At 67.0% G+C, this 23,272-nt stretch carries 12 protein-coding genes; 1 reads left to right on the plus strand and 11 read right to left on the minus strand.

The window, feature by feature from the left end:
- Positions 1 to 18: 18 nt before the first annotated feature.
- The 7 genes from LRH25_RS23160 to LRH25_RS23190 all read right to left on the minus strand — a co-directional run bounded on the left by LRH25_RS23160 (position 19) and on the right by LRH25_RS23190 (position 17,508).
- The gene (locus LRH25_RS23160) at positions 19 to 8,406 is read right to left on the minus strand and encodes a type I polyketide synthase (RefSeq protein WP_231012371.1); all 8,388 of its coding nucleotides are present in this window, start codon (positions 8,404 to 8,406) and stop codon (positions 19 to 21) included.
- On the minus strand, positions 8,372 to 8,602 hold the full coding sequence (locus LRH25_RS23165) for a hypothetical protein (protein WP_141288282.1): 231 nt from the start codon (positions 8,600 to 8,602) through the stop codon (positions 8,372 to 8,374). Before LRH25_RS23165 ends, LRH25_RS23160 begins: the two co-directional genes overlap by 35 nt.
- Positions 8,603 to 9,006: 404 nt before the next feature.
- Positions 9,007 to 11,508: an HlyD family secretion protein gene (locus LRH25_RS23170; RefSeq protein WP_231012374.1), complete on the minus strand. Its 2,502-nt coding sequence runs from the start codon at positions 11,506 to 11,508 to the stop codon at positions 9,007 to 9,009.
- A gap of 18 nt (positions 11,509 to 11,526) precedes the next feature.
- Positions 11,527 to 13,020, minus strand: a complete 1,494-nt coding sequence (locus LRH25_RS23175; protein WP_170201000.1) for an efflux transporter outer membrane subunit — start codon at positions 13,018 to 13,020, stop codon at positions 11,527 to 11,529.
- Between the two features lie 86 nt (positions 13,021 to 13,106).
- A complete protein-coding gene (locus LRH25_RS23180; protein ID WP_141289691.1) occupies positions 13,107 to 13,523 on the minus strand; it encodes a hypothetical protein in 417 nt (138 codons plus the stop codon).
- 188 nt (positions 13,524 to 13,711) lie between these two features.
- Entirely contained in the window at positions 13,712 to 14,620 is a 909-nt protein-coding gene (locus LRH25_RS23185; protein ID WP_141289692.1) for a sulfotransferase family protein, read from the minus strand.
- A 623-nt stretch (positions 14,621 to 15,243) separates the two neighbouring features.
- Positions 15,244 to 17,508, minus strand: a complete 2,265-nt coding sequence (locus tag LRH25_RS23190) for a winged helix-turn-helix domain-containing protein (RefSeq protein ID WP_231012386.1) — start codon at positions 17,506 to 17,508, stop codon at positions 15,244 to 15,246.
- Between the two features lie 201 nt (positions 17,509 to 17,709).
- On the opposite strand from LRH25_RS23190, the gene LRH25_RS23195 reads away from it, so the two are divergent.
- The gene (locus LRH25_RS23195; protein WP_231012390.1) at positions 17,710 to 19,302 is read left to right on the plus strand and encodes a hypothetical protein; all 1,593 of its coding nucleotides are present in this window, start codon (positions 17,710 to 17,712) and stop codon (positions 19,300 to 19,302) included.
- Here LRH25_RS23195 and LRH25_RS23200 read toward each other — a convergent pair whose 3' ends face one another.
- From LRH25_RS23200 to egtB, 4 genes are all read right to left on the minus strand, one after another.
- Positions 19,303 to 20,022, minus strand: a complete 720-nt coding sequence (locus LRH25_RS23200; RefSeq protein ID WP_231012391.1) for a L,D-transpeptidase — start codon at positions 20,020 to 20,022, stop codon at positions 19,303 to 19,305.
- A gap of 272 nt (positions 20,023 to 20,294) precedes the next feature.
- Complete coding sequence (locus LRH25_RS23205; protein WP_211361442.1) at positions 20,295 to 21,239, minus strand: hypothetical protein; 945 nt, start codon at positions 21,237 to 21,239, stop codon at positions 20,295 to 20,297.
- 32 nt (positions 21,240 to 21,271) lie between these two features.
- Entirely contained in the window at positions 21,272 to 21,751 is a 480-nt protein-coding gene (locus LRH25_RS23210) for a hypothetical protein (protein WP_141288649.1), read from the minus strand.
- Positions 21,752 to 21,917: 166 nt separating this feature from the next.
- Positions 21,918 to 23,264 (minus strand): ergothioneine biosynthesis protein EgtB, encoded by a 1,347-nt coding sequence (egtB, locus tag LRH25_RS23215; protein WP_141288652.1) that lies wholly within the window; start codon positions 23,262 to 23,264, stop codon positions 21,918 to 21,920.
- Positions 23,265 to 23,272: the final 8 nt, after the last annotated feature.

Consider the following 23,272-nt stretch of genomic DNA (forward strand, 5'->3'; position numbering starts at 1 on the left):
GGTGCGCAATCAGGAGCTTCAGACAGAGGACTTGGCTGCCAGCCGGGCCGTGCCGCCCAGGCGGTTCAGCGCGTTGCTGGAGATGCACTGCATGTCCTCGATCATCATCACCACCTCGCCGGCGGTGTTGGTGTAGTAGACGTTGGCGCCGACCAAGCTGCTGTCTTCCAGCGGCACGATCTCGATTTCCATCGTCATCTGCGCCGGCAGCTGTTCCACATAGCGGGACACGCGGCCGAAGCGGGTCGGCAAGCAGGTCTCGTCACGGAACAGGCGGTCCCAGACGATGGCCAGCTGCGGGCCGGCATCGATCAGCGCCGGGTCGAACACCCAGCGGTCCTGCTCGGCCGGCACATGGCCCATCCATTCGGCCGGCTTGCTGGGTGCGACGGTGGCGGCCGCGGCATCTGCCGACAAGCCCTTGAGCGTCTTCATCACCTGGAAGCGCGGACCGTGGAACAGGTACTCGTCATAGGCCTGGGCCACCGGCAGCTTCTTGTCGAAGCGGGCACGCGGCGCCCGAGTGAAACCTTCGGGCATGCGCTGCTCCAGCCGCAGCACGGCCTTGTAGTGCACCACCGACTTGCCACCCTGCTGTTCGGACTGCAGCGTTGCGTTGACCTCGAAGCCTTCCGCGCTGCCATACGGCGGCGGGTTGATCACGATGTCGAACTTGCGGGTGGCCTCCTTCAGCTCCACGCCCTTCATCAGGCGGAAGTCGCGCACCTCGACCACGTTCCAGCCCGGCCACAGCGTGCGGCCGGCCTGGGCCAGCAACTCCAGCGCGGCGGCTGCCGGCAGCACCGGCGTCTTGTCGATGCAGTGTTCCTGCAGGTAGACGTGGTTCGCGTCGACGTTGAAGGTCACGACCTGGCCGCCCATCGGCAGCGTCATCATCTCGGCCGGGCCGAGCAGCGAGCCCAGCACCTCACGTGGGGCCGGAGGGTTCTGGCGCCGGATGCGGCCAAGGTCGGCCTCGCGCGCTTCCCACGGACCGGCGCCGCAGATGATCTCGATGTTGTCCACGCCGCTGCGCATCAGCTCGTCCTTGAGCAGGCGGCGGCCCATCTCGGCGGTCACCAGGTACACGCCCTTCTCGGCGAACTTGGCTTCGGTCTCTGCCGTCACCATGCCGGCGCCGAACATCGTCGGGCCCCATGGGCCCCAGCACAGGGCGTTGACGTTGACCTTGTATTCCCAGCGGCGCTGCAGCTGGCAGCACAGCCGGTTCATCAGTTCGTTGGCGGTCGCGTAGTCGGACTGGCCGCTGTTGCCGTAACGGCCAGCGACCGAGCTGAACACGCTCAGGAAGCGCAGCGATTCGGGCTTCAGGTACTTCTGCAGCAGCAGCAGGCCCATGACCTTGGTGCCGACCACACGGTCCCAGCTGTCCGAGGCCTTGTCGACCAGCAGCTTGTCCTCGATCACGCCCGCGCCGTGCAGCACGCCGTGCACCGCGCCGTGGCGGGTGTACAGGTCGGCCAGCAAGGCCTTCATGCCGTCGTCGCTGCCCACGTCGACCGGGTGGTATTCCACCTTGGCACCGCGCTGCTCGAAGTCGGCCTTGTTGCCGTGCATCTCGCGCGCGGCCAGCACGGCCTGCACCTTCTTCTGCACTTCCGCCGGCTTCATACTGAGCTTGCCCGCACGCACCAGGGCGATGAAGTGCGCACGCAGTGCGCCTTCCGTGGTCAGCGCGGCCTGTTCGGCCGGCTCGGCTTCGGGCCAGGCGCCGCGGCCGGTCAGCACCAGCGTATTGCCGGGCAACGCGAGCTCGCGCAACACTTCGGCCGTGATGCCGCGGGCACCACCGGTGGCCAGCACCACGATGCCCTTCAGTTTTTCCAGGTTCGCAGGGTCGGTCGGCACCACCACCGCCTCGGTGCGGAACACCGTGCGCTGGCCAGCCGGATAGCCAACTTCCTGGCGGCCACCCACGACTTCGAGTTCCGACATCACCGTCTGGATCTGGGCCGCAGCCGACTGGCCCGGGTCCAGGTCCACCGCCTTCACGCGCAGCTCAGGCCGCTCTTCGTGGAAGGACTTCAGCATGCCGACCGCGCCGCTCTGCAGCGACAGGCCGGCAGGCGTGTGCTCACCCGCCCGGTTGAAATGACCGCCCAGCGCGCTGACAGCCATCACATGCGAGCCTTCGGTCAGGCGGGAGGCCAGTTCCTTCAACAGCAGGAACAAGGACTTTTCATGCGTCAGCAATTGCTGGCGCCATTCGGCCACCGAACCTTGCGGCGCGAGCAGTTCCCCGCCCAATGCCGCCAGGTGGATGACACCGGCCAGCGGTTGCGCCTGCTGGCGCAGGGCCGCTGCCCATTCAATCAAGGCCGATTCGCTGCCCAGCACGGCCCGCCCGACCAGGACGGACTCGCGCCCCTGCTCGCGCAGGGCGCCAGCCAAGGCCTTGGCCTGGCCTGCGAGATCTTCTGTGATCACGAACAGGCCGGGTTGCAGCTGTTTCAGCGCATCGGCGTCGATGCTTTCGTGCGCAGGCACCATGACATGCCGAGGCGGGTGGCTGTCGCTGCTCGCAGCGATAACCTTTGATCCCGTCTCGGCAACATCAAAAGGGCTTGCCACCACGCTTCCTGCTTTGGCGGAGGACAGGATGTCCAACATGCCATTCAAGGTCGGCTGGGTGTTCAGCTTGCTGCGGCTTTCGGTCAGGCTGGCACGCAGCCCTTCCGGAAGCTTCTGCAGCATGGCGCCGACCACTTCGATGCGCTTGATCGAGTCGATGCCCAGGTCGGATTCAAGGTTCTGGTCCAGGCCCACCATGTCGCGCGGGTAGCCAGTCTTGTCTTCGACGATGGCAAGCAGCATGTCGATCATCTGGTCGCGGCCCATTGCAGCACTCGCAGCACCAGCAGCGGCAACAGGTGCCGGTGCGGGCACTGCCGCCACGGCAGGTGCAGGCGCCGGGGCGGCCTTGGCCACCACCGGAGCAGGCACGGCAACCGGTGCGGGCACCGGTGCCGGCATCGCAACGACCGGCGCAGGCGCAGCCACCACCGGTGCCGGAGCGGCAACCGGGGGCACCACGGCAGCGACCGGTGCGGGCGCGGCGTACTCCGTCACGCGCGGCAGTGCCATCGGCTGCGCAGCGCGCTGCAGACGGGGAGCTGCCGGGCGAGCCGCCATCGGCTCACCTTGACCGACAAACATGCCCATGACGCGTTCCTGGGTCTCCAGGAACTGACGCATGGTCTCGAAGTATTCCGACATGACGCCGGAAGATCCTGCCGGTGGCAGGGGACGTCGTTCATCCATACGGGACTCTTTTCTCCAACGTGGGGGGGTGACGGGCGGGATTGCTTGAACAGGGGTGTAGGCCACCGGCGCGGGTGCGATGGCGGTCGAAGCGGGGGACGCGGCAAGGGCCGGCGCGGCGGCAGTGGCCACAGCGGCAAGCACAGGCGCAGGGGCGGCCAAGGCGGCGTTGCGCACCTCTGCCTGCTCCAGCGTCATGCCGATCTGCTGCACCGGCTCGGTGACCTTGCGGGCACCGCTGCCATTCAGCATCCAGGCATGCTTGGGCACGGTGACGGTGCGCTGCAGCGCGGCCGGCTGGGTGGCATTGCCAATGCGGCAGTCGCGCTTCTCGAACAGCGGCGAAATGTCCAGGTCAACGCCGGCGCACAGCATCTGCGCCAGGCCGTTCAGCAGGCCAGGCAGGCCGCTGCCGTCGTCGATGGCAATGGCCTTGTGCGGCTGGCCTGCCAGGATCTTGCCGGTCAGCTTGCTCAGCACAGCCTTCGGGCCGATCTCGATGAAGGTGCGGGCACCAGCGGCGTACATCGCCTCGATCTCGGCCACAAACTCGACCGACTGCACCAGGTGGTCGGCCATCTGGCGCTTGACCGTGGCGACATCGTCCGCGTGCGGCTTGCCGGTGGCATTGGCATAGACCGGCATCATGCCGGTGTGCCAGTCGGTGGCCTCGATCAGCTCGGCCAGTTGGGCCTGGGCCGGGGCGACCAGTGCCGAGTGGAAGGCGGCGGCGACCGGGATCGGCGTAACGTCCACACCAGCGGCCTGCAGCTTCTCCAGCGCAGCCTTCACGCCGGCATGGGTGCCGGAGATGATGGTTTGCAGCGGTGCGTTGTGGTTGGCGATCACCACGCTGTCCAGGCCGGCGATGTGCTTCTCGACATCGGCGCGTTGCGCCTGCACCGCGGCCATGGTGCCCAGCTCGGCACCACCGGCCTTGGCGGCGTCGACGATGAAGCGGCCACGGGCTGCCGACAGCGCCATCAGCGCTTCCAGGTCATAGGCGCCTGCGGCATGGTGCGCCACGAACTCGCCGTAGCTGTGGCCTGCCGCCATGTCGGCCTTCAGGCCGAAGCCCTGCATCAGGCGCAGCAGGCCGACTTCCAGCGCACCCAGCGCGGGCTGTGCCACATCGGTGCTGGTCAGCGCAAGCTTGGCTGCGTCCTTGGCGGCGTCGTCATAGGCACCGCGCGGGAAGATGAAGCCACCCAGGCTGGCACCGCGGCCGAAGCGGGTCTCGAAGGCGCCCTTCAGCGCAGCGTTGGCACGCGACAGCGCGTCGGCGACGACCGGGAACAGCACAGCCAGTTCGCGGCCCATCATCGGGTACTGCGAACCCTGGCCGGGGAACAGCACGGCCACCTTGCCAGCGTCCGCACCGGCAGCACCGAAGTGAGCGCCCGGCGGCAGCATGGGCGCCTGGCCGCGCAGGAAGGCAGCAGCCTTCTCCAGCTTGCTGGCCAGGTCGCCAGCGTCCTTCGCGACGACGGCCAGCGTGTCGCTGCCGGCTTCCCATTGCTGGGCCAGGCTGGCAGCCAGGTCGCGCAGCACCAGGTCCTTGAGCGAAGGCAGTTGCGTCGAAAGTTCGGCGGCGCGGTCGGCCAGTTCAGCCTTGCTGGCGGCACTGAACAGCATCAGCTCGGCCGGCCATTGGCTCATGGTTGCGCTGCGCACCCACGGGCGGTACTCGCGGGTGTACTCCTCCATCACGACGTGGAAGTTGGTGCCACCAAAGCCGAAGGCGCTGCAGGCCGCGCGGCGCGGCTTGGCATCCACCGTCAACCAGGGCTGCGCATCTTCCAGCAGGTGCAATGGCGCGTCTTCGGCTTGCAGGATCGCGACCGGCTTCTTGACGTTCAGGTGTGGCGGCAGCACGCGGTGCTGCAGCGACAGCGCGGCCTTGATCAGGCCGGCCACGCCGGCCGTGGCCTTGGTGTGGCCGATCATGGTCTTGACCGAGCCGACCACGGCGCTGCGCGGCGCGCCGTTTTCTTCGCGCATCAGCGCGGTGGTGCTTTCCAGCTCCGCCGTGTCGCCGGCCACCGTGCCGGTGCCGTGTGCCTCGAACAGGCCCACATCGGACGGGCCGAAACCGGCTTGCGCGTAGGCGCGGCGCATCGCGCGCAACTGGCCAGCCGGCAGCGGTGCTGTCATGCCCTTGGCATTGCCGTCGCTGCTGCCGCCGGCGCCCTTGATCACGGCATAGATGCGGTCGCCATCGCGCTCGGCATCGGCCAGGCGCTTCATCGCGATCATCGCAATGCCTTCGGAGATCGCGATGCCGTCGCCGTTCTGGTCAAAAGTGGAGCAGCGGCCACGCGGCGACAGCGCCTGCGTCTTGCTGAAGCACAGGTAGCCGAACGGGCCCTGCACCGTGTCGACACCGCCGGCCAGCACCATGTCGCTGCGGCCATCCACCAGTTCGTTGACGCCCTGGTACACGGCAGCCAGCGAGGAGCCGCAAGCGGCATCGGTGGTGTAGTTCACGCCCCCAAAATTCAGGCGGTTGGCAATGCGGCCGGCGATCACGTTGACCAGGATGCCGGCGAAGGAATCTTCGGTCCACTCGGGCAGGCGATCGGCCACGTCGTCAGGCAGTTGGCCCTGGAAGCGCGGCAATTCCGACCGCAGGCCGTATTGCGTGCCCACGTCACCGGTACCACCGCTGGCGCCGATGATGACCGAGGACCTCTCGCGATTGAAAGCCTTCTCGTGATAGCCCGAGTCCACCAGCGTGCGCTGCGCGACTTCCAGCGCCATCAGCTGCATCGGATCAATCGCTTCGATGGACTTCGGCGGCATGCCGAAGCGCGTCGGGTCGAAGGCCATGTCGTCCAGGAAGCCGCCCCACTTGGAGTAGATCTTGTCCTTGGCGTAGCGGTTTTCGTCGAAGTACAGGCGCCAGTCCCAGCGGTGCGACGGGATCTCGGTGATCGCGTCGACCTTGCCCAGGATGTTGTCCCAGTACTGGCGGCTGTCGTTGGCCTTGGGCAGCAAGGTGGCCAGGCCGACGATGGCGATGTCGGCCGGACCGGCAGTGGCGGCGCGCGGTGCATCGCCCAAGCCGGCCAGGCGCTCGGCCATCATCGCAGCCGCGTCTTCGGTGACCTGCCGGTGCAGGTCTTCGATCTGCGTGACTTCGTTGCGCAGCGTGGCGACCTGGCCCAGCATGTACATGCCGTCGGCACGCTGCTGCTCCGGCGTCAGGTTTTCCAGCTTGCCGTTCAGGCCGACGCGGGTCGTGCCTTTGGAAGCCATGCGCAGGCGGCCCAGGATCAGGTCGTCCAGCACGTGACGAGCTTCATCGGCCGGCACCTTCGCGGCCTTCAATTCGTCACGCTTGCGGAAGAATTCTTCGGCGAATGGCGTGTAGCCGCAGCGGCTGGCGTGGCCCGGGCCGGATTCGAGCGCCACCGTGTGGTCGCATTCGATCACTTCCTTCTGGAACTGCTCGACGATGGCGCCGCTCTCGACGATTTCCCTGGTGAACAGGTAGGCGCTGCCCATCAGGATGCCAACCTTGACGCCCTTGGCCGCCAGCGGGGCGATCATGGTCTGCACGAAGGCGGACGACACAGCGTCGTGCACGCCACCGGCGAACAGCACCTGCAGGTCGCCGGGAGGCACCTTGCTGCCGGCCAGCTCGGCCAGCAGCTTGTCGACCATGGTGCTCCACAGCACGAAGCTGCTCAGCGGGCCGATGTGGCCACCGCATTCGCGGCCTTCGAAGATGAAGCGGCGCGCGCCTTCGCCGACGAACATCGGGATCAGGTTGGCCGACGGCACATGCAGAAAGGTCGGGATGCCTGCGCGTTCCAGCGTCACGGCCTGGTCGGGCCGGCCGCCGGCAATGATGGCGTAGCTCGGCTTGTACTCGGCCGCCATGGCCAGTTGCTCGTCGAGCAGCGACTGCGGCGCAAAGCCCAGCAGGCCGATGCCCCAGGGCTTGGTCGCCATGCGACGGGCCGAGTCTTCCAGCAGTTCGCGCAGTGCAGCGCCCTTGAGCAGCGCAAAGGCCAGCATCGGCAGCGCACCACCGTCGGCGACCGCCTGGGCAAAGGCTGCACTGTCGGACACGCGGGTCATCGGGCCCTGGACCAGCGGGAACGTAATGCCCAGGGCCTCTGCCAGCGGCGCGTCCTTGCTGATCGCATTGGCGGCGACTGCCGCCTTCAGGTGGCCGGCCACCGCCTCGTCGAACGCGCGCAGCACGGCGGCGAGGTGCTTGTACTGCTTGCGCCAGGTGCCGGCAAAACAGACGTCCTGGCCCAGCGGCAGCAGGCCGGCGCGCAGGTTGCGCCAGTCGGCCTTGCCCTTGACGATCTCGGCCAGCTTCGCAAAACCCAGGCCTTCGCCATCGACCACCAACTGCCGCGCGAAAGTGTGGCCAGGCCGGACCAGCACGCGAACGTATTCGCCATGTTCGCCGTCGCCAATCGCGGTGGCTTCGTTGCCGGACAGGTTGCCCAGCATCGCAATCAGCGCGTCGCTGGGGCCGGCTTCTTCGAGCAGCAGGACTTGCGAGTCGAGCACACCACCGGCCATGCCGATGGCGCTGCAGGCGGCCGCCACATGGGGCGTCAGGCCACCGCGCAGGTACAGCGGCAGCGCGCTCAGCTTGCGCCACTTCTGCAGCAGGATGAATGAAGCATCTTCACCGACAAAACCGCCAGCCTCGTTGCCCTTCAGCAACCAGCCTTCGACCACGCCTTCGGCAGGCAGCACCGGCAGCACCGGCGCGCAGACTTCCACCAGCAGGCGCACACCGCGGGCCTGCAGCTGCGTCATCAGCGGCCATGCGGCTTCGACCAGCGGCGCCTCGACGATCAGCCAAGCCAGGCCGGACAGCGCGGGCGATTGCAGCGCGGTTTCCAGCGTCAGGTCCAGCCGGTCCAGCTTGAGGCCGTAGCCTTCACCACCGTGGCGTGCCACCTGGGCCAGCATGGCCAGCACGACCTGGCTGTCAGGCTGCCATTCGGCATTGACAACGCCGACGGCGCCGGCACGACAGGCGGCAATCGCCAGACTGGCGTCGTCCTGACCTGCGGGGGTGAACACAAACTGGGTGAACAAAGGCTGCTGCATGTCTTCAGGCCCGTGCGACATGGCGTTCGTGGTGGGCATTCACGACACCGGAAACTTGGAACGGGACCGCCTTGCACAGCGCGGCCTCGACAAACAGGGCAGTGCGCATTGCGAACGCAGATGCGGCACCCAGCCTCACCATCAGATACCGACCGGCTTTCGCCAGCCTTGCCTTCTCCACCCATCTGACCACCGGTACGTGGCGCGGGTTTGACAGCTCTTCAACCGGGTTCATGCGCGCAGGTTCTAAGCAAATACCGCCAGTCGCTAATGTCACTTGGAGGCCGACCTAGCGACTATCCCTAATCTGTGTCGTTGAAGAACGTTGGCGACTCAAGCCGACTTATGCGTGGGGGAAAAGTCACATAGATAGGCTGTTAATGCACTTTGCAACCGCCATGCCAGCCACCGGACAGATTACGAGGCATTTTCGCGCGCAATGTCCCCAGAATGGTGCGTCTCCAGCGAAAAGAGGCAATATTTCCCCTTTTCTCACGCATATGCCGGAAACAAACGCGAAACCGGCGCCAACAAAAAAACAAGCCACCCCCCGAAGGAAGGTGGCTGTTGTGATGTCGCGCCTTTGAGGGACAACGCGCAACAGATCTGGCGCGCCAACAAGGCGCGCCATCCGTGTCATCAGGGAATCCAGGACCAGACCTGCACGTTCAGGAAGCGCTGGATGGCCAACGAGAAAGCTTTCCACACCGGCATGGTGCTGCCGTCGATCTTCGCGTAGCCCGTCATGCCGGTGCGCAGCGATTGATCCGGATTCTTGACCTTGGCCACGACCTTGACGACGGTGCCAAACGACTGCTGCGTGACATTGCGATCGATCGTGATGACCTCGCCGTCGAAGAACTTGTCGCTGAAGGCGATCGGCCGCACGCGCACCTTGGTGCCGACCTTGATGTAGGCCAGGTCGGTTTCAGGCACCTCTACCTCCACCGTCACATCGTTGGTGTTTTCCACCGACGCAAACGGCGCGCCCTTCTCGAGATAGCTGTTGGTGCGATCCTGCAGGTGCAGTGTCAGCAGGTTGCCATCGAAAGGCATGGTCAACTCGCCGCGGCCGACCTTGCTCTGGTACATGTCGCGCTCTTCGTTCAGGCTTTGCAGCTTCGCCACGGCAGCGTCGATCTGATCCTTGGTCGCACCGGTCTTGGCGAGCGCCAGCGCCGCCTTCTTTTCGGCCACCTGGCTCACGTCGACCTGGTATTCGCGGCGAGCCGAGTCCAGTTCCTCGAATGACACCGTGCCATCCTTGTACATGGACTCCAGACGCGGCACGCGGTCCCTGGTGAAGCGCTCATGCTCCTGGGCCACCTGCAGCTGGCGCGAAGCCACCTCCACCTCTTCCGGCTTCGGGCGCGCCTTCAGGTCGGCCACGACGGATTGCTGCTCCGCAATGCGGGCGTTGTAGACGCTGACTTCGGACTGGTAGTCCAGCGTCGACAGCGTCGCCAGCACGGTGCCTTTGGCAATGCGCTCACCACCGTCGAAGTTGACCTTCTGGATCACGCCACCGATGTCTGAAGTGATGATCTGCTTCTGGAACGGATAGACCAGGAATCGGCCACCCGGCTCGTACGGATACGGCATCACCAGCAACAGCAGCAAGGTGACCACCAGCGCGATCTTGCCGTAGTGGCTCCAGGCGCTGCGCGGCTTCAGCGTGTCCTCGGCCTCACCCACCGCATCGGGCAGCGTGCGCTTGCGCCAGCGGTCGAACTGCACCGAGCGGTCATAGGCCGCCTCTATCATCTGCAGGCGACGGATCGAACGCCGACCCAGGTAGATCGCCATCAGCGCCGCAAGGAACAGCGCGGTGCCGCCCAGCATCACCGACTGCAGGTAGACCCCGACGATGACGGCCGAGATCAGGATCAGCACGAAGGCGTACACCGTCGATGCCAAGGCGTAGGCCGCCAGCACGCTGTTGTCCGACTCCTTGAAGGTCTGGCCGCGCATGCGGTTGAGCAGCGTCTTGTATGACTTGCCGCGCAGGTGCGGCTCGTTCATGAAGGCCGACAGCAGGTGGTAGCCACTGCCCTTGACCAGCGGGTTGCCCGAGGCAAACACCAAGTCGATCGCGCAGATGATGCCCAGCGCCAGGCCGATCTTGGCCGCAGTGCCCGCGGAGTCACGGGTGTTGTACCAGATCAGCATGCCCAGGCTGAACAGGAACACGCGCACCAGCAGCGGGCCTGCGTTCAGCCACATGCGCTCGCGGCGCGTCATCTGCTCGGTGTGCGTGACAACGTTCAGGAAGCGCGGCAGGAAGCCCATGAACACCGAGATGCCGAACTTCGCCACGGTAGCGCGGTAGGCATGGGCGATGAAGGCCTGCGTCAGCGTCACCGCCAGATTCACCGTGAACAAGCTGAACAGCACGTGCTCGAACAGCGTGGTGTAGTTGTGCAGGTTGGCCAGGTCTTCGCGGATCAGGTGGCTGTATTCCAGCGACAGCAGCACGGCCGCGATCGCCATCAGCGGCATGATGTAGACGAGGAAGCGCAGCGGCGCGACCACCGGCGCCAGCAGCTTCAGCATCGGCCGCGGATCGAACAGCTTCAACATCCAGCGCGTGGCGCGCGGATCGAAACCAGCGGCATCGTTGACGCCGGCAGGCAGGTCGCCCCCAGGCGCGGCAGCGCCAGCGCCGGGTGCCTTCGGCGGCGCAGGCGGCGCGGCATGGCCGGCAGCGGAGGCCACCGCGGCAGCGGCCACCGTGGCCGCCTCGGCATGCGAAGCCGCCACATTCGCCACATGCGACTTCACCGTCGCCGTGCCGTCCTTGATGTCGTAGCCCTTGGTGCGAAAGCGCTGCAGCAGCTCATGCGTCGGGTTCTCCATGTCCAGCAACTGGCGGTCGGCCAGGCTGGCGAAGAATTCCTCGATCTGCTTTTGCGTGATCGGCCGGCCGAAACGGTCCTCGAAGACCGATTGCAGCTTGGGATAGGTCTCGCAGCCAGGCAGCACTTCCAGCAGGAAGAACTGCCAGGGCTCCAGGTCGTGCACCTTGTTCAGCAGCTTGTCCCGCAGCAGGTAGCTCGGCTGATCGTCCTTGGAGATCTTGAACGCCTCCAGCCGCTTCGGCAGGTAGGCAGGCAGGGCCACCTTCTTGGTTTGCTCACTCATGACCGAATCTTTCTGCTGTTAATTCGTGCTGCTGCTGACAACTGCAGCATTGCTGTCGAGGATGTCCGGTGCGGCCACCTTCCAGCCACCGCCCATGGCCTTGTAGACCTGGATCAGCGAGAGCTGCGTGTCGCGTTGCACATCGACCTGCAGCCGCTCGGCCGAGGTCAGTTGGCGCTCGGCTTCCAGGGCCTCGAAGACCGTGCCCATGCCACCTTCGTAGCGCTTGCGGGCGTAGCGCGCGCCTTCCTGCGCAGCCTTCAGCTGGCGGGTCAGCACGTCGGCCCGCTCGCGGGTCTTCTGGTAGAACAACAATGCGTCCTCGACCTCGAAGAAGGCGTTCTGAACCGCCTTGCGGTAGGCATCGACGTGCAAGGCCTGCACCGCTTCGGCCTGGCGCACGTTGGCATCCAGCGCACCGCCATCGAACAGCTTGGCCAGCACTTGCGTGCCGGCGCTGCCGAAGCTGGCCGGTGCGGTCAGCAGCTTGGAAAGGTCGGTGCTGGCGTAGCCGAACAGGCCGGTCAGCGAAATCACCGGAAAGTATTCGGCCTTGGCCACGCCGATGCGGGCATTGGCAGCGATCAGGTTCTGCTCGGCCATGCGCACGTCAGGCCGCTGCGCCAGCACCTGCGACGGAATGCCTTGCGGCACCGGCGGCGCCTTCAGGTCGTTCAGCGCCCTCGCCCGCGCCACCGCCGAAGGCTCCACGCCCAACAGGATGGACAGCGCGTTTTCGGTTGCGGCAATCTCGCGCTCTTTCGGCGGGATCGCTGCTGCGGCCTCTTCCATCACCATGCGCGACTGGAACACCGGCAGCATCGAGAAGCCGCCCTTGGCCTGGCGCGACTCGGTTAGGCGCGCGGTTTCCTGGCGGCTGGCCAGTTCCTTCTTCAACAGCACCAGATCCTGGTCCAGCGCCAGCAACTGCACATAGCTGGCGACCACGTTGGCCACCACGGTCAGCGTCAGCGCGCGGCGGTTTTCGTCAATCGCGGTCAGGTCGGCCAGGTAGGCCTCGTTGGTGCGGCGCACCCGGCCCCAGATGTCCAGCTCCCAGCTCACCTGGGCCTGCAGCTCGTAGGCCGCGCTGTTGACCGGCGTGCGGTTGGACAGCGGCACCTGCCGCTCCTCGCTCATCTTCTCGCGGTTGGAGCTGCCGCGGGCGCTGACGCTGGGCAGTTCCTGGGCCTTGGCGATGTCGAGGCGGGCGGCGTATTCACGCACCCGGCCAGCGGCAATCTTCAGGTCCTTGTTGTTGTCCAGTGCCAGCTGCACCAGCGCTTCCAGCTTGGGGTCGCCAAAGGCTTTCCACCAGGCCAGGTTGGCCATGTCTGCCGAAGCGACAGGGGCAGCAGCAGCGGGCTCCGCGGTGGCCTGGGCTGGCACGGGCAGCGTGGTGCGCCAAGCAGCAGGCTCGGTCACCTTGGGGCGCTCGAAATCCGGGCCGACAGCGGCGCAGCCGGACAAGGCAGCCGCCAGCACGGCGGCGGCGACAGGAAGTAGGCGCATGGTCGTTCCCTCGCCACGGCGCGGCATGTCTGCCAGCGGGGCGCTCTGCACAAGATGCGGTTGAGGAGGATGGATGCGGCGCATGCTCATTCCTCGGTGAACCGGTCGGCCAGCATGTCGAGCGCGTGGTCCTCGATTTCCTTGACGCGCACCAGGCGGTTGTGCAGCTCTTCAAGAATCGCCTCGAACCAGCGGATCTCATACTCGATGTGGCGCCGCTCGGCGATGATGTCCTCCATCGGCATGTTGGGCGGTGGCCGCCCTTCCTCGTCGAAGAGGAACTTGATGCCTTCGGCGATGCGCTGGTTCGTGTTGATGTGCTGAACCTGCTTCTCGACGAACTTCTTGACCTTCTTGGCCTTGAATTCCTTGATGACCGCCAGCCGCAGTGCGCGCTGGTTCTCGGACAAGGTGTCGAGTTTCGGATGGCTGGTCACCGGATCGCCATCGATGTGGCCGATCTTGGGCCGGTTGCCCGGCGGACGCTCGTTTGGATCGCTCATGCCAGCCCCTCGGCCGACGAGTACGCCGGCCGATCCCCCGAGGGGGCGAGCGCGGACGAGAGTCGTCCAGTGGACGACTCTCGCCAGCGAGCGGCCGGCTTGGGAGCGGCCCGGCGCTCGGCCCGCACGGAATAAGTTGACACGGGGTGTCTCATACTGAGTCGTTTCTCAATCTCTGGCGCCGCCGGTCAGCGGTAGCCGAATTCATGCGCCAGCTCGATCACGCGCGGGTCCAGGCCCTTGCCGTCGGGTCGCCAGGCCAGCGGCTTGTCCAGCGGCGGCACCTTGACCTTGTGGGCACGGAAGGCCGGGCCGCGGAGGAAGTTGGGGTCGTTGCCGAACAGCGCGGTGATGGGGCCGAAACAGGCAAAAGGCGAACGCTCGGGATGCATCATCGCGTCGATCGCCTCGGCATCGTCACGAATGCCCAGCCAGCGGCAGACCTCGCCCAGGAAGTGGGTCGGGTCATGCATGATGTCCTCGCCGCGCACCCGGATCTGCTGCTCGGGCGGCACCATCTGCAGGAAGTTGAAGATGTTGGTGTTCAGGTCGTGCCAGGCGAACTGCGGGTCGACGATGGCGCGGTCTTCCAGGAAGTCGATCGAGTTCACATACATCGCGAACGCGCCGTCGTTCAGCGCCATGATGGACTTGCAGGTCGCCACCGGGTGCCGCACCAGGTGCAGGAAGCGGGCGTCCGGGAAGGCCCGGTAGATCGCCTGCATGCGCTTGAGCGAAATCGTGTACGACGGACTCTTTTCCACCGCGATCAGCGGATCGATGTCGCGCACCAGTTCCTGGTAGACCTCGGCCGTGCTGCGGTGCTGGCGCGCGAAGCACCAGTGGTTGGCCATCTTGATGGTGGCCGTGGTCTGCTCGCCGCCATAGATCTCGGCGACCGCACGCAGCAGGCCCTGGCGGGTCTTGGAGAAGTTCTCGATCTCGTCGCTGGTCCGCGTCCAGAGCTGGATCAGCGTCTCGACGTTGAACAGGCACAGCTCCGGCAGACCGAAGGTTTGGGGATGCTGGCCGATCATCGCGTTCATCAGCGACGTGTACGACCTCGGCGGGGCGAGCAGGAACAGCGGGGCGGCCATGGTGCGTCCCGCTCAGGCGAACAGCGCGTGCGCTTCGGCGATGGCCCGGCCGGCGGCGCACATGCCATCACCAGCGCTGCCCACCTGGAAGTACACCTTGTCCAAAACCATGACCCCAACTCCCGCTGTATTCAGCCGTTCCTTGCCTGCACCGGCCGCCCGAGGGGACGACACGACACGCTGGAGGTCAGGAAACGCCCCTCCAGCCCCAATTCTTCGCTGCCAGCACACCCGCCAGCGCCGCTTTCGCCACGCCCGCCAGCCCAAGCTCAGCGCTTGCTCATGGGACATACCCGGAGCCGCCATGCAAGGCCGGCCGGAATGCCTCATGATGCTGGGTTGACCTTTTGCAGTATGCCCGCTCTTGGTGCCTGCCCCGAGGGCCTTCTTGGCACCCCAGCAACGCAACCCCTAGAAGCAAAGCCATCTGCAACCAACATCGGTCTCACGTCGCCATCCTCCGTCAGCAGCGCTAGGGTGCTACGAGTCCGGTGGCGTTCAGACCGGGTTTTCACCTGGGTTGGCTTATGCAATTTGTACGCCTGCTCATGCGAAAGATATGCATGAACCCCACGAATGCAGGGGGTCAGCCGATCTGAAAGAGAACTGCAACGGCACATGGGTCAACGTCCCACAGATGTGGCTTGACCGGAGACGGCCGGCAGCGCAGGCCCTTCAAGCCGAACGATGTCGGCCTGGCGAGGGCCGGACATGCTGGCCACCACCTCGCCCTGCGGCGTGATGGCAAACGAGCGATACAACCGAAGCTGGCCCGGTGGCAACGTGAAAGCGATCCGCGGCGCGGCGCCCAGCTCGTCCCGCCGCACCACCTGGTCCTGCTCGGGCCCACGCTCGACCAGCCACAGCGCACCGTCATGCCACTGCCAGTTGGCCCAGTCTTCCGAGCCCAGGGCGTCGGTGACCAGAGTTGGCGCACCAGTGCGGCCGACCTGGTCCAGCGGCCGCCGCCACAGCCCCGGCTTGCCCAGCCGCGCGTAATACAACCAGAGACCGCTGCGTGTGCGCACCTCGCGGCCGAAGTGGCCCTGGTCATCGGTCAGGCGCTGGAAATCGTGGCGCTGCAGGTCGAAGCGCCACAGGTCCCAGCCGCCGCCGCGGCCGCTGGCCACCAGCAGGCTGCGCCCATCCAGTGACCAGCTGACGCTGTTGTAGCCACCGGTTTGCGGCAGCACCTGCAGCGGCTCGTCACGGTCCAGGCGGCCGATGACCAGCGCGTCGTGTTGCGCCCCGGGCGCCCGCAAACTGGTCGCAAACCGCGGCTCGGTCGCCGAGCAGCCTGGAGGGTCTGGCGTGCCGGGCGGCAGCGCGACCTGGCGCGCCGCAGCACCCTGGCCGTCACCGGTCCACAGCGCAATTCGGCCGCTGCGCATCGACAGGAACAGCACGCGCCCGGCATCCGGGCAGGCCTGGGCGTACAGGTTGCGGCCGCTGGAGGCAATGGCCGACAGCAGGCGCCCATCGGCCAGCGAGCGCAGCTCGATGGTGTCGGAGAAATGGTGCAGGCTGGCAGCAACCGCCTGCGGCTCGCCCGGCAGGGTGGCCAGGTTGGTGGCGGTGCCGGCGCGGGCGAACAAGGTCGGCTCGCCGCCGGCGGGTGCCACGCGCCAGGTCGCAAAAGCACCATCGCGGGCCGAGTTGAAGACGATGCCGGCATCGCCCGACAGCCAGGCCAGGCCGCCCACCGGTGCCTGGTCGTGCGTCAGCCGGGTTTCGGCGCCAGTCTGGATGTCGACCACGTACAGGTCGCCAACGATGGCAGTGCCACGCATGAAGGCGACCCGGTCGCCGCGTCGAGAGAAGCTGATCTGCGCGTCGTCCAGCCCGCCGGCCGGACGGGTCAGCTGCCGCTCCTGGCCGTCTGCAACCCGGTGCAGCACCAGGGCCACGCCCGCCTCGCCCTGGTGCCGGGCCAGCACCAGCCACTGGCCATCCGGCGAGGCATCGACAAAAGCCTGGTTGCGCTCGTAGAAGCAGCTGGCCAGCCGCCGGGCCGGCCGTTCGGGCTGCGTCACGTCGACCACCACCACTTCGCAGTCGGCCGCCTCGCGCGCCCTGGCATAGGCCAGCCGGCGCGCGCCCAGCCACATCGGCCGCGCCAGCGTGTAGCCCTCGTCGCGGATCTCGACCGGCGGTGCGTCGGGCGCATGCCGGTCGACCACCTGAAGCCGCGCCGGGCTGCCGGCGCGCGACCAGAGGTAAGCCATCCAGCGCCCGTCGGCACTGAAGGCCGGATACTCCTCGACGCCATCCCGCATCGTCAGCGGCAGTGGCGGTGCCGGCAGCGCCGCCGCGGCCAGCACCGGCACCGAGTGCGGCCACCACAGGCCGGCAAGGCCCAAACTCGAGGCCAGCACCACCATCAGCACCGGCACCAGGCCCCACAGCGCTGCCCGGTGCCAGCGCCTGCGGCCCCAGGGCGCGGCCGGGTTCACCGAGACAGCCGGCGCGTCGGCGGGCTCATCGGCATGCGCCACGCCGGCCGCGGGAATCCAGGGCGCGGCCGGCAGCAGCAACTGGTAGCCGGCCTTGGAAATTGTCTTGATCGCGCTCTCGCCGCCCGCCGCTGCCTCGGTATCCAGCACCCGGCGCAGTTGCCAGATGGCCTGCGTCAAGGCGCGCGAACCGGTGTACGAATTGCCCTCCCAGACTTCGGCGATCAGGCGCTCGCGTGGCACGACCTCGCCAGCACGTTCGGCCAGGCGCTGCAGCACCGCTGCGGTCTTGACCGACAGGTTTTCGCTCAGCGCGATGCCGTCAGCACCAGGCCCGGCGCTCAGGCTGCGGGTTGCCAGGTCGAGGCGAAACCGGCCAATGGTCCAGAAACGGGCGGCTGTGGCGGCCGCTTCAACGGGAGCCGATGCGTTCACAGCGCCGGGCACGCCGCGTGAGCCGGCGCGTAACTGCTTGATTTCACGAGGAAAAATCTTTTCGTGAGAAAAATACGAGAAAAGCTTGGCAGCCCAAGCATTGTCGGTGCCAGGGTGGCCCCGTCAAATCGGCACAGCCCCTGCATTGCGGCACAAGGCCACGTTGCATGCACTTATGCGCCATCTTTCCGGAGTGTCCCGATGTTCCTTCCCCGCCCTCCTCGCTCAACTGCCAAATGGGCGCTGTGCCTGTCCTGGCTGGGCCTGGCTGCCCTGCCTGCGCATGCCGACGTCTGGGGCCGCCTGTTCGACGCGAGCACGCAGCAAGCCTTCGTGGCCGACGACTACCCATCCGTCGAACTGCACCGCTGCAGCGCGCCAGGCGACACGCTGTGCGCCGAATTCGTGGCCGGCGCCGAACCGGCGGCCGACGGCAGCTACCGCTTTGCCGCCGGCAGCTTCGACAGCCCCGGCCGCTACCAGCTCTGGGGCAGCGCGCTGAACCACGAATACACGCACTCGGCCCCGTTCTCGGTGACCGGCAGCGAAGACCATCCGATGGACATGCCACTGGACCTGCTGCCGCTTCAGGCCAGCAAGCTGCAAAGCTGCACCACGGTGGACGCCGAAGGCTTCTGCAGCGTCAGCTACACGCTGCGCAACGTCGGCAGCACCAGCCGCCAACTGCAGGCCTGGGTGCTCAATTCCACCACTGCCTTCATGCCGGCCGGATGGTCGCAATACACCTATGGCGACGGCGACACCAAGCGCGTGCAGCTGACGCTTGGCGCCGGCAAGCAGAAGACGCTGACTCAGAAGGTCTATGTCGGCAAACAGCTGCCGCGCGGCGCGTACGCCTCGATTTCGCTGTTCGTCTCGCCCAAGGACCTGCCGCAGCAGGCGCTGATCTGGGAAAGCCTGCCCACCGTGTTCTCCGAGGGCGACGGCACGCTGCGCCCGATCTCGGCCGCGGCCGAACAAGCCCGCGCCTTGCGTGCGCGGCGGCACGCCGGCCTGATCGCGGCCGGCACACCCGCCGCCCGGCCGGACGCCAAGCTCAGCTTCCTGTCCGGCCAGGTGCTGGCGGCGGACACTGGCGCGGCGCTGCCGCTGGAACTCGCGCCCTCGGTGCGGCTGATGAGCTGCGACCGGTCCGACGACGAATACTGCCGCTGGATCGAAGGCGACGGGCTGGCCCTGCCGGCGGATGGCAAGTTCTACCTGAACCTGGCCAAGCTGCCAGCCGGCCGCTACCAGATTCACGCGCTGGCCAATGCCCACTACGGCATGCAGTTCTCCAAGACCTTCGACATCCCCGGCACCAGCGCCAGCTCGTTGACGCTGACCATGCCGCAGGTGGTGGTGGACCTGGACGACGTGGCGCGCTGCAGCAACACGCCGGTGGGCGATTGCCAGCTGGCCTACACGCTGCGCAATACCAGCGCACGGGACCAGACCGTCTCGCTGTGGCTGTACCTGAATGCGCTGCAAAGCGAATCACAGGCCGGCAGCGTGGTCTACGACATTGGCAAGAAGGGCAAGGCACTGGGCCTGCCGGTCACCGTGACCCTTCCGGCCGGGCAGACCCAGGTGGTGACACAAGCGCTGGGCTTGACCGGTCTGCCTGGCGGCTCGACCGGCTGGCTGCGGCTGTTCGTTGCGCAGGCCAGCGACATCGCGCACGCCGAAGCCTATTTCTCGCTGGGCAACTACGCGCTGAGCACCGGCGACGATGGCGTCACACGGGTCACCGTGTTGCCACGCCCGCCGCTGCCGACCGGCGCGGCGCGCTGATCACTTCAGTGCAACAGGTCGCAGGTGGGTGGGCGACAGGCCGTCGGCCCACTGCGTGCCCTCACCCATGCCGCGCTCGGGCAGGATGTAGACCACGCCGGCCTGTTGGCCCAGCAGGGGTTGGACAACGTCCAGGTAAAACGACACCGGCACGACCACGCAGCCCGCGGAGGCGCGGTTGTCTTCCGGCGTGACCGATGCAAGCCGACGCAGCCGCTCGGCCTGCGAAGCACCGGGGCGCAGGCGGTGTATGGCCAGCGCAGCGGCATGGTCGACCCAGACCACGTCTTCGCCCACGCGATTGCGGCCGGGCTCGGACTCGAAACGGCCAGCCGGCGTGGTTAGGTCCTCGGGCAGCAGATGGCCGGTCTGCGTGCGCTCGCCAACCCCCGGCTGCGTCAGGTCACCCCGGGTGCGGCCCAACAACACCGTGGTGGCGCCGGCCAGGCTGCCGTCGGCGCGGTAGACACGCAGGCTCGCTGCTTGTTTGTCGACCAGCACAAACGGATGGCCGTGGTTGTCGCCGGTCTCGGCAATCCAGTTCACCAGTCGCTGCTGGTCTGCGCTGGCACCGCCAGCATCGGCCGCATCAGCCGCTTCCGCAGACTGTGCCGCAACGGCCGTGGACACCGCCACGCTGGCTTGAACGCCAGACGCGACACACAAAAGCACCCATGCCGAGGCCGCAGCCTTCAGCCAACGCCGAGCAAGCAAACCCATGCACCCCGCCTCGCCAATGGTCCAGCGACACGATTGACGCGGATCTCCGATCCGGTCGTGTCAGGCAGGAATACTAGCAGCGCAGGGTTTGCAGGCTTTACAGCAAATACTGGCGTTTTCTGGCGTTATTGAGTGTTCAGCTTCCTTGCTGTGCTAAGCGAATGCTGGAACGGGCGGCCCGCGCTGAAGGACATGGGCAGAAAGGGCATTGGACAAGGGCAAGCCGCCGGCCCGAGCAGCGCGCCATGTCGTTATCCGGCCGGCCGGCCCACTCAGCCCTTGGCGGCGAGTGCGGCCGCCGCAAGCGGCGCACGCAGCGAAGTCATCGTTGGCATCGTTGGCATTGCGGCCGGTGCTTCGGCCGTCGTGGCCGGTGCATCGAACCGATCGGGAATGCCGAATACCATTTGCAGGCTCTTGACCTCGGGCAGCACATAGACCACTGCGCGCTGTTTCGCGAAGGTCGGTGCCAGCACCTGTTCGAAGAAGGCCACCGGCATGTTGATGCAGCCGTAGGAGATGCGGTTGTCCGCGGTGGTCGGTGTGGCCAGGCGTTCCAGCCGGCGCTCGCTGGCGTTGGTGGTGCGCACACGGTGCATGGACACGGCGGCGTCGTAGTCCACCCACACCACATCCTGGTTGATCGCGTTCATGCCGCGCTGGCCGAGGAAACGGCCAGCGGGTGTGGTGCGCTCGTCGGGGCGCACGTCGGCAATCGGCTTCTGGCCAATGCCGGGCACCGAGTCATCGCCGACCTTGGAGCCCAGCAGCACCGGCGTGGCGCCCTTGAGCTGGCCGTCGGAGGCAAACACGAACACCTTGGTGTTGTGCTTGTCGACGATCACGAAATCCATGCCTTCGTTGTTGTGCGAAGCTGCCACCCATTGCGCCAGCTTGCGGGCCGGCTCGGAGGCGGATTCACCGTGCCAGTCCACCACCATCGGGCGCACCGGCGGCGGCGGCGTGACGGCAAGCGGTGCCTGCGGCTGCAAAGCCGCGGGCGCCTGTTCGGCACCGGGCGCCATCGCGACGGCCGCAGACCGCTGCGCTGCCAGCCGATGCTGGCGCAGTTGGTACTGCACCGGCAGGATGACGGCCGCCGCCGCCAGCCCGATCCACAGACCCCGTCGGATGCCATCGAACCAGGCAGTGTCGCGAGGCGCCACTGGAGCAGACTCAGGGCGACGCACGGAAGGATGCTCGGGGTTCGTGTTCATGGGGTCAGGACCGGGATGGCTGGACGAGTCGCTCAGTTGCGGTCGGCTTGCGGGGCTGGCATCGAGGTCGAGCCGCTGTTCATGGCGCTGTTGTCGGTGCTGCTGTTGTAGCCCTGGTCAGGCGTGGGGGTGGTCGTGCCGCTGCTTTGCGTGGCGCTGGGTTCCGGGGTGGCCGGGGCCATCGGCGCGGCTTGCTGCGCAGGCTCAGCGGTGCTGCTCATGTTGGCGCCATAGGTCGGCTCGGCCGCCTGGCCAGCCTGCGCCACCGAGGCTTCATTCGCAGCGCGCTGGGCTTCAGCGGCGTCCAGCGCCTGCTGGCGAGCTATCTCGCGCACCTTTTCACGCTGCTGCTCAAGGTCGTGCCATGCCTGCAACTGGGCCGACGATTCGGTCGTCGGGGCCTGCACCGAGGTCGGCGACGGGGCCGGTTCGGACTGGGCGTAGGCCATCGACAGGGCACCGGCGACGCTGGCGGCGGTGATGACGGAAAGCAGGGTCTTGTTCGTGTTCATGGGAACTCCTTTGAAAGTCCGCACAGGTGACTGCGCGGTTTGGGGAGGGAAGTGACACCCGGTGTTGACCGGATGAATGTCAGCGTACGCCCCTCAAAAGACCCCGGGTGTCAGGCGATGCCAACCGGACCTGTAGGACTTGGCCCACGGCCCCGCGGCATCACCGTCAGCCGCCAGGCGGCAGTTCGCTCAGGTCTTTGGCCAGGCGCAGGCCGCTGAACTGCCAGCAGGCGGTGGCCGGAAAGAAGTTGCGGTAACTGGGCCGGGCATGGCCGGCCGGCGTCGCGCACGAACTGCCACGCAGCACGTACTGGTTGACCATGAACTTGCCGTTGTACTCACCCACCGCGCCTGGCGCGGGCCGGAAGCCGGGGTAGGCCGCGTAGCTGGACTGGGTCCACTGCCACAGCTCGCCAAACCACTGGGCCTGGGCTTCTGCAGCGTGCTGGGGGTGCAGTTGGTCGGGGCCCCGCAAGCCAGGTCTAGCTTCCGCCCAGGCCGCGCCAGCGGCATGCTCCCACTCGGCCTCGGTCGGCAGCCGCGCGCCGGCCCAGCGGGCGAAGGCATCGGCCTCGAAGTAGCTCAGGTGGGCCACCGGCTCGGCGTCGCGCAGTGGCTGCAGGCCGCCCAGCGTGAAGGCCAGCCATGCGCCCGGTGCGCCGGGCTCCCAGTACAGCGGGTGCCGGTGCTGTGCCGCCTGGCGCCATGCCCAGCCTTCGGAGAGCCACAACAGCGGGTCGTCATAGCCACCATCCTCGACAAAGGCCCGGTACTCGCCATTGCTGACCAGCCGATCGGCAATCGCGTACGGTGCCAGGTAGACCTTGTGCCGCGGCGATTCGTTGTCGAAGGCAAACGCCGTGGCCTCGTCATCCAATGCTTGGCGCGCATGGCCGATCTCCACCAGGCCACCGGCAAACTGCTGGAAGCGCAATGGCCTGGCCGCCCTGGACGCGCCTGCGACCTCTGCCGCATCCACCGGCGCCGGCCTGGCCACATAGGCGGGCCGCAGCGGGTTGGCAAACAGCAGATGCTTCAGATCCGTCAGCATCAGCTCCTGGTGCTGCTGCTCATGCTGCAGCCCCAGCGTCACCAGTGCCTGGACCTCGGGGTTGGCATGCAGCTGCTGCAGCAGCGTGCCCATGCGGGCATCAACCTGCTGGCGGTAGATCAGCACCTCGGCCAGCGAAGGCCGGGTCAGCAGCCCACGCGCGGGCCGCGGATGGCGCTCACCCACGCTGTCGTAGTAGGAGTTGAACAGCATGCGGAAGCCGGGGTGGAAGGGCGCGAAGTCCGGCTCCCAGCGTTCCAGCACAAAGGTCTCGAAGAACCAGGTGGTGTGGGCCAGGTGCCACTTGGCCGGGCTGGCATCCGGCATGGACTGCGCGCAGCAATCCTCGGGCGAGAGCGGCGTGACCAGCCCCAGCGAATGCTGGCGCACGGCGTGGTAGCGCTGCACCAGCGGCACGACCGCGTGCGCGGGAGCCGTCGCCAGCACTTCATCGATCAGCATCGCGGCGC

Origin of the sequence: Ideonella azotifigens (genome assembly GCF_021043325.1) — a bacterium.
GTDB lineage: Bacteria > Pseudomonadota > Gammaproteobacteria > Burkholderiales > Burkholderiaceae_C > Ideonella > Ideonella azotifigens.

Coding starts and splice junctions, on each gene's coding strand:
- LRH25_RS23205 (WP_211361442.1), bottom strand. CDS start 21,239: ATGAACACGAACCCCGAGCATCCTTCCGTGCGTCGCCCTGAGTCTGCT.
- LRH25_RS23195 (WP_231012390.1), top strand. CDS start 17,710: ATGTTCCTTCCCCGCCCTCCTCGCTCAACTGCCAAATGGGCGCTGTGC.
- egtB (WP_141288652.1), bottom strand. CDS start 23,264: ATGCTGATCGATGAAGTGCTGGCGACGGCTCCCGCGCACGCGGTCGTG.
- LRH25_RS23185 (WP_141289692.1), bottom strand. CDS start 14,620: ATGGCCGCCCCGCTGTTCCTGCTCGCCCCGCCGAGGTCGTACACGTCG.
- LRH25_RS23160 (WP_231012371.1), bottom strand. CDS start 8,406: ATGCCCACCACGAACGCCATGTCGCACGGGCCTGAAGACATGCAGCAG.
- LRH25_RS23165 (WP_141288282.1), bottom strand. CDS start 8,602: ATGAACCCGGTTGAAGAGCTGTCAAACCCGCGCCACGTACCGGTGGTC.
- LRH25_RS23175 (WP_170201000.1), bottom strand. CDS start 13,020: ATGCGCCTACTTCCTGTCGCCGCCGCCGTGCTGGCGGCTGCCTTGTCC.
- LRH25_RS23180 (WP_141289691.1), bottom strand. CDS start 13,523: ATGAGCGATCCAAACGAGCGTCCGCCGGGCAACCGGCCCAAGATCGGC.
- LRH25_RS23170 (WP_231012374.1), bottom strand. CDS start 11,508: ATGAGTGAGCAAACCAAGAAGGTGGCCCTGCCTGCCTACCTGCCGAAG.
- LRH25_RS23210 (WP_141288649.1), bottom strand. CDS start 21,751: ATGAACACGAACAAGACCCTGCTTTCCGTCATCACCGCCGCCAGCGTC.
- LRH25_RS23200 (WP_231012391.1), bottom strand. CDS start 20,022: ATGGGTTTGCTTGCTCGGCGTTGGCTGAAGGCTGCGGCCTCGGCATGG.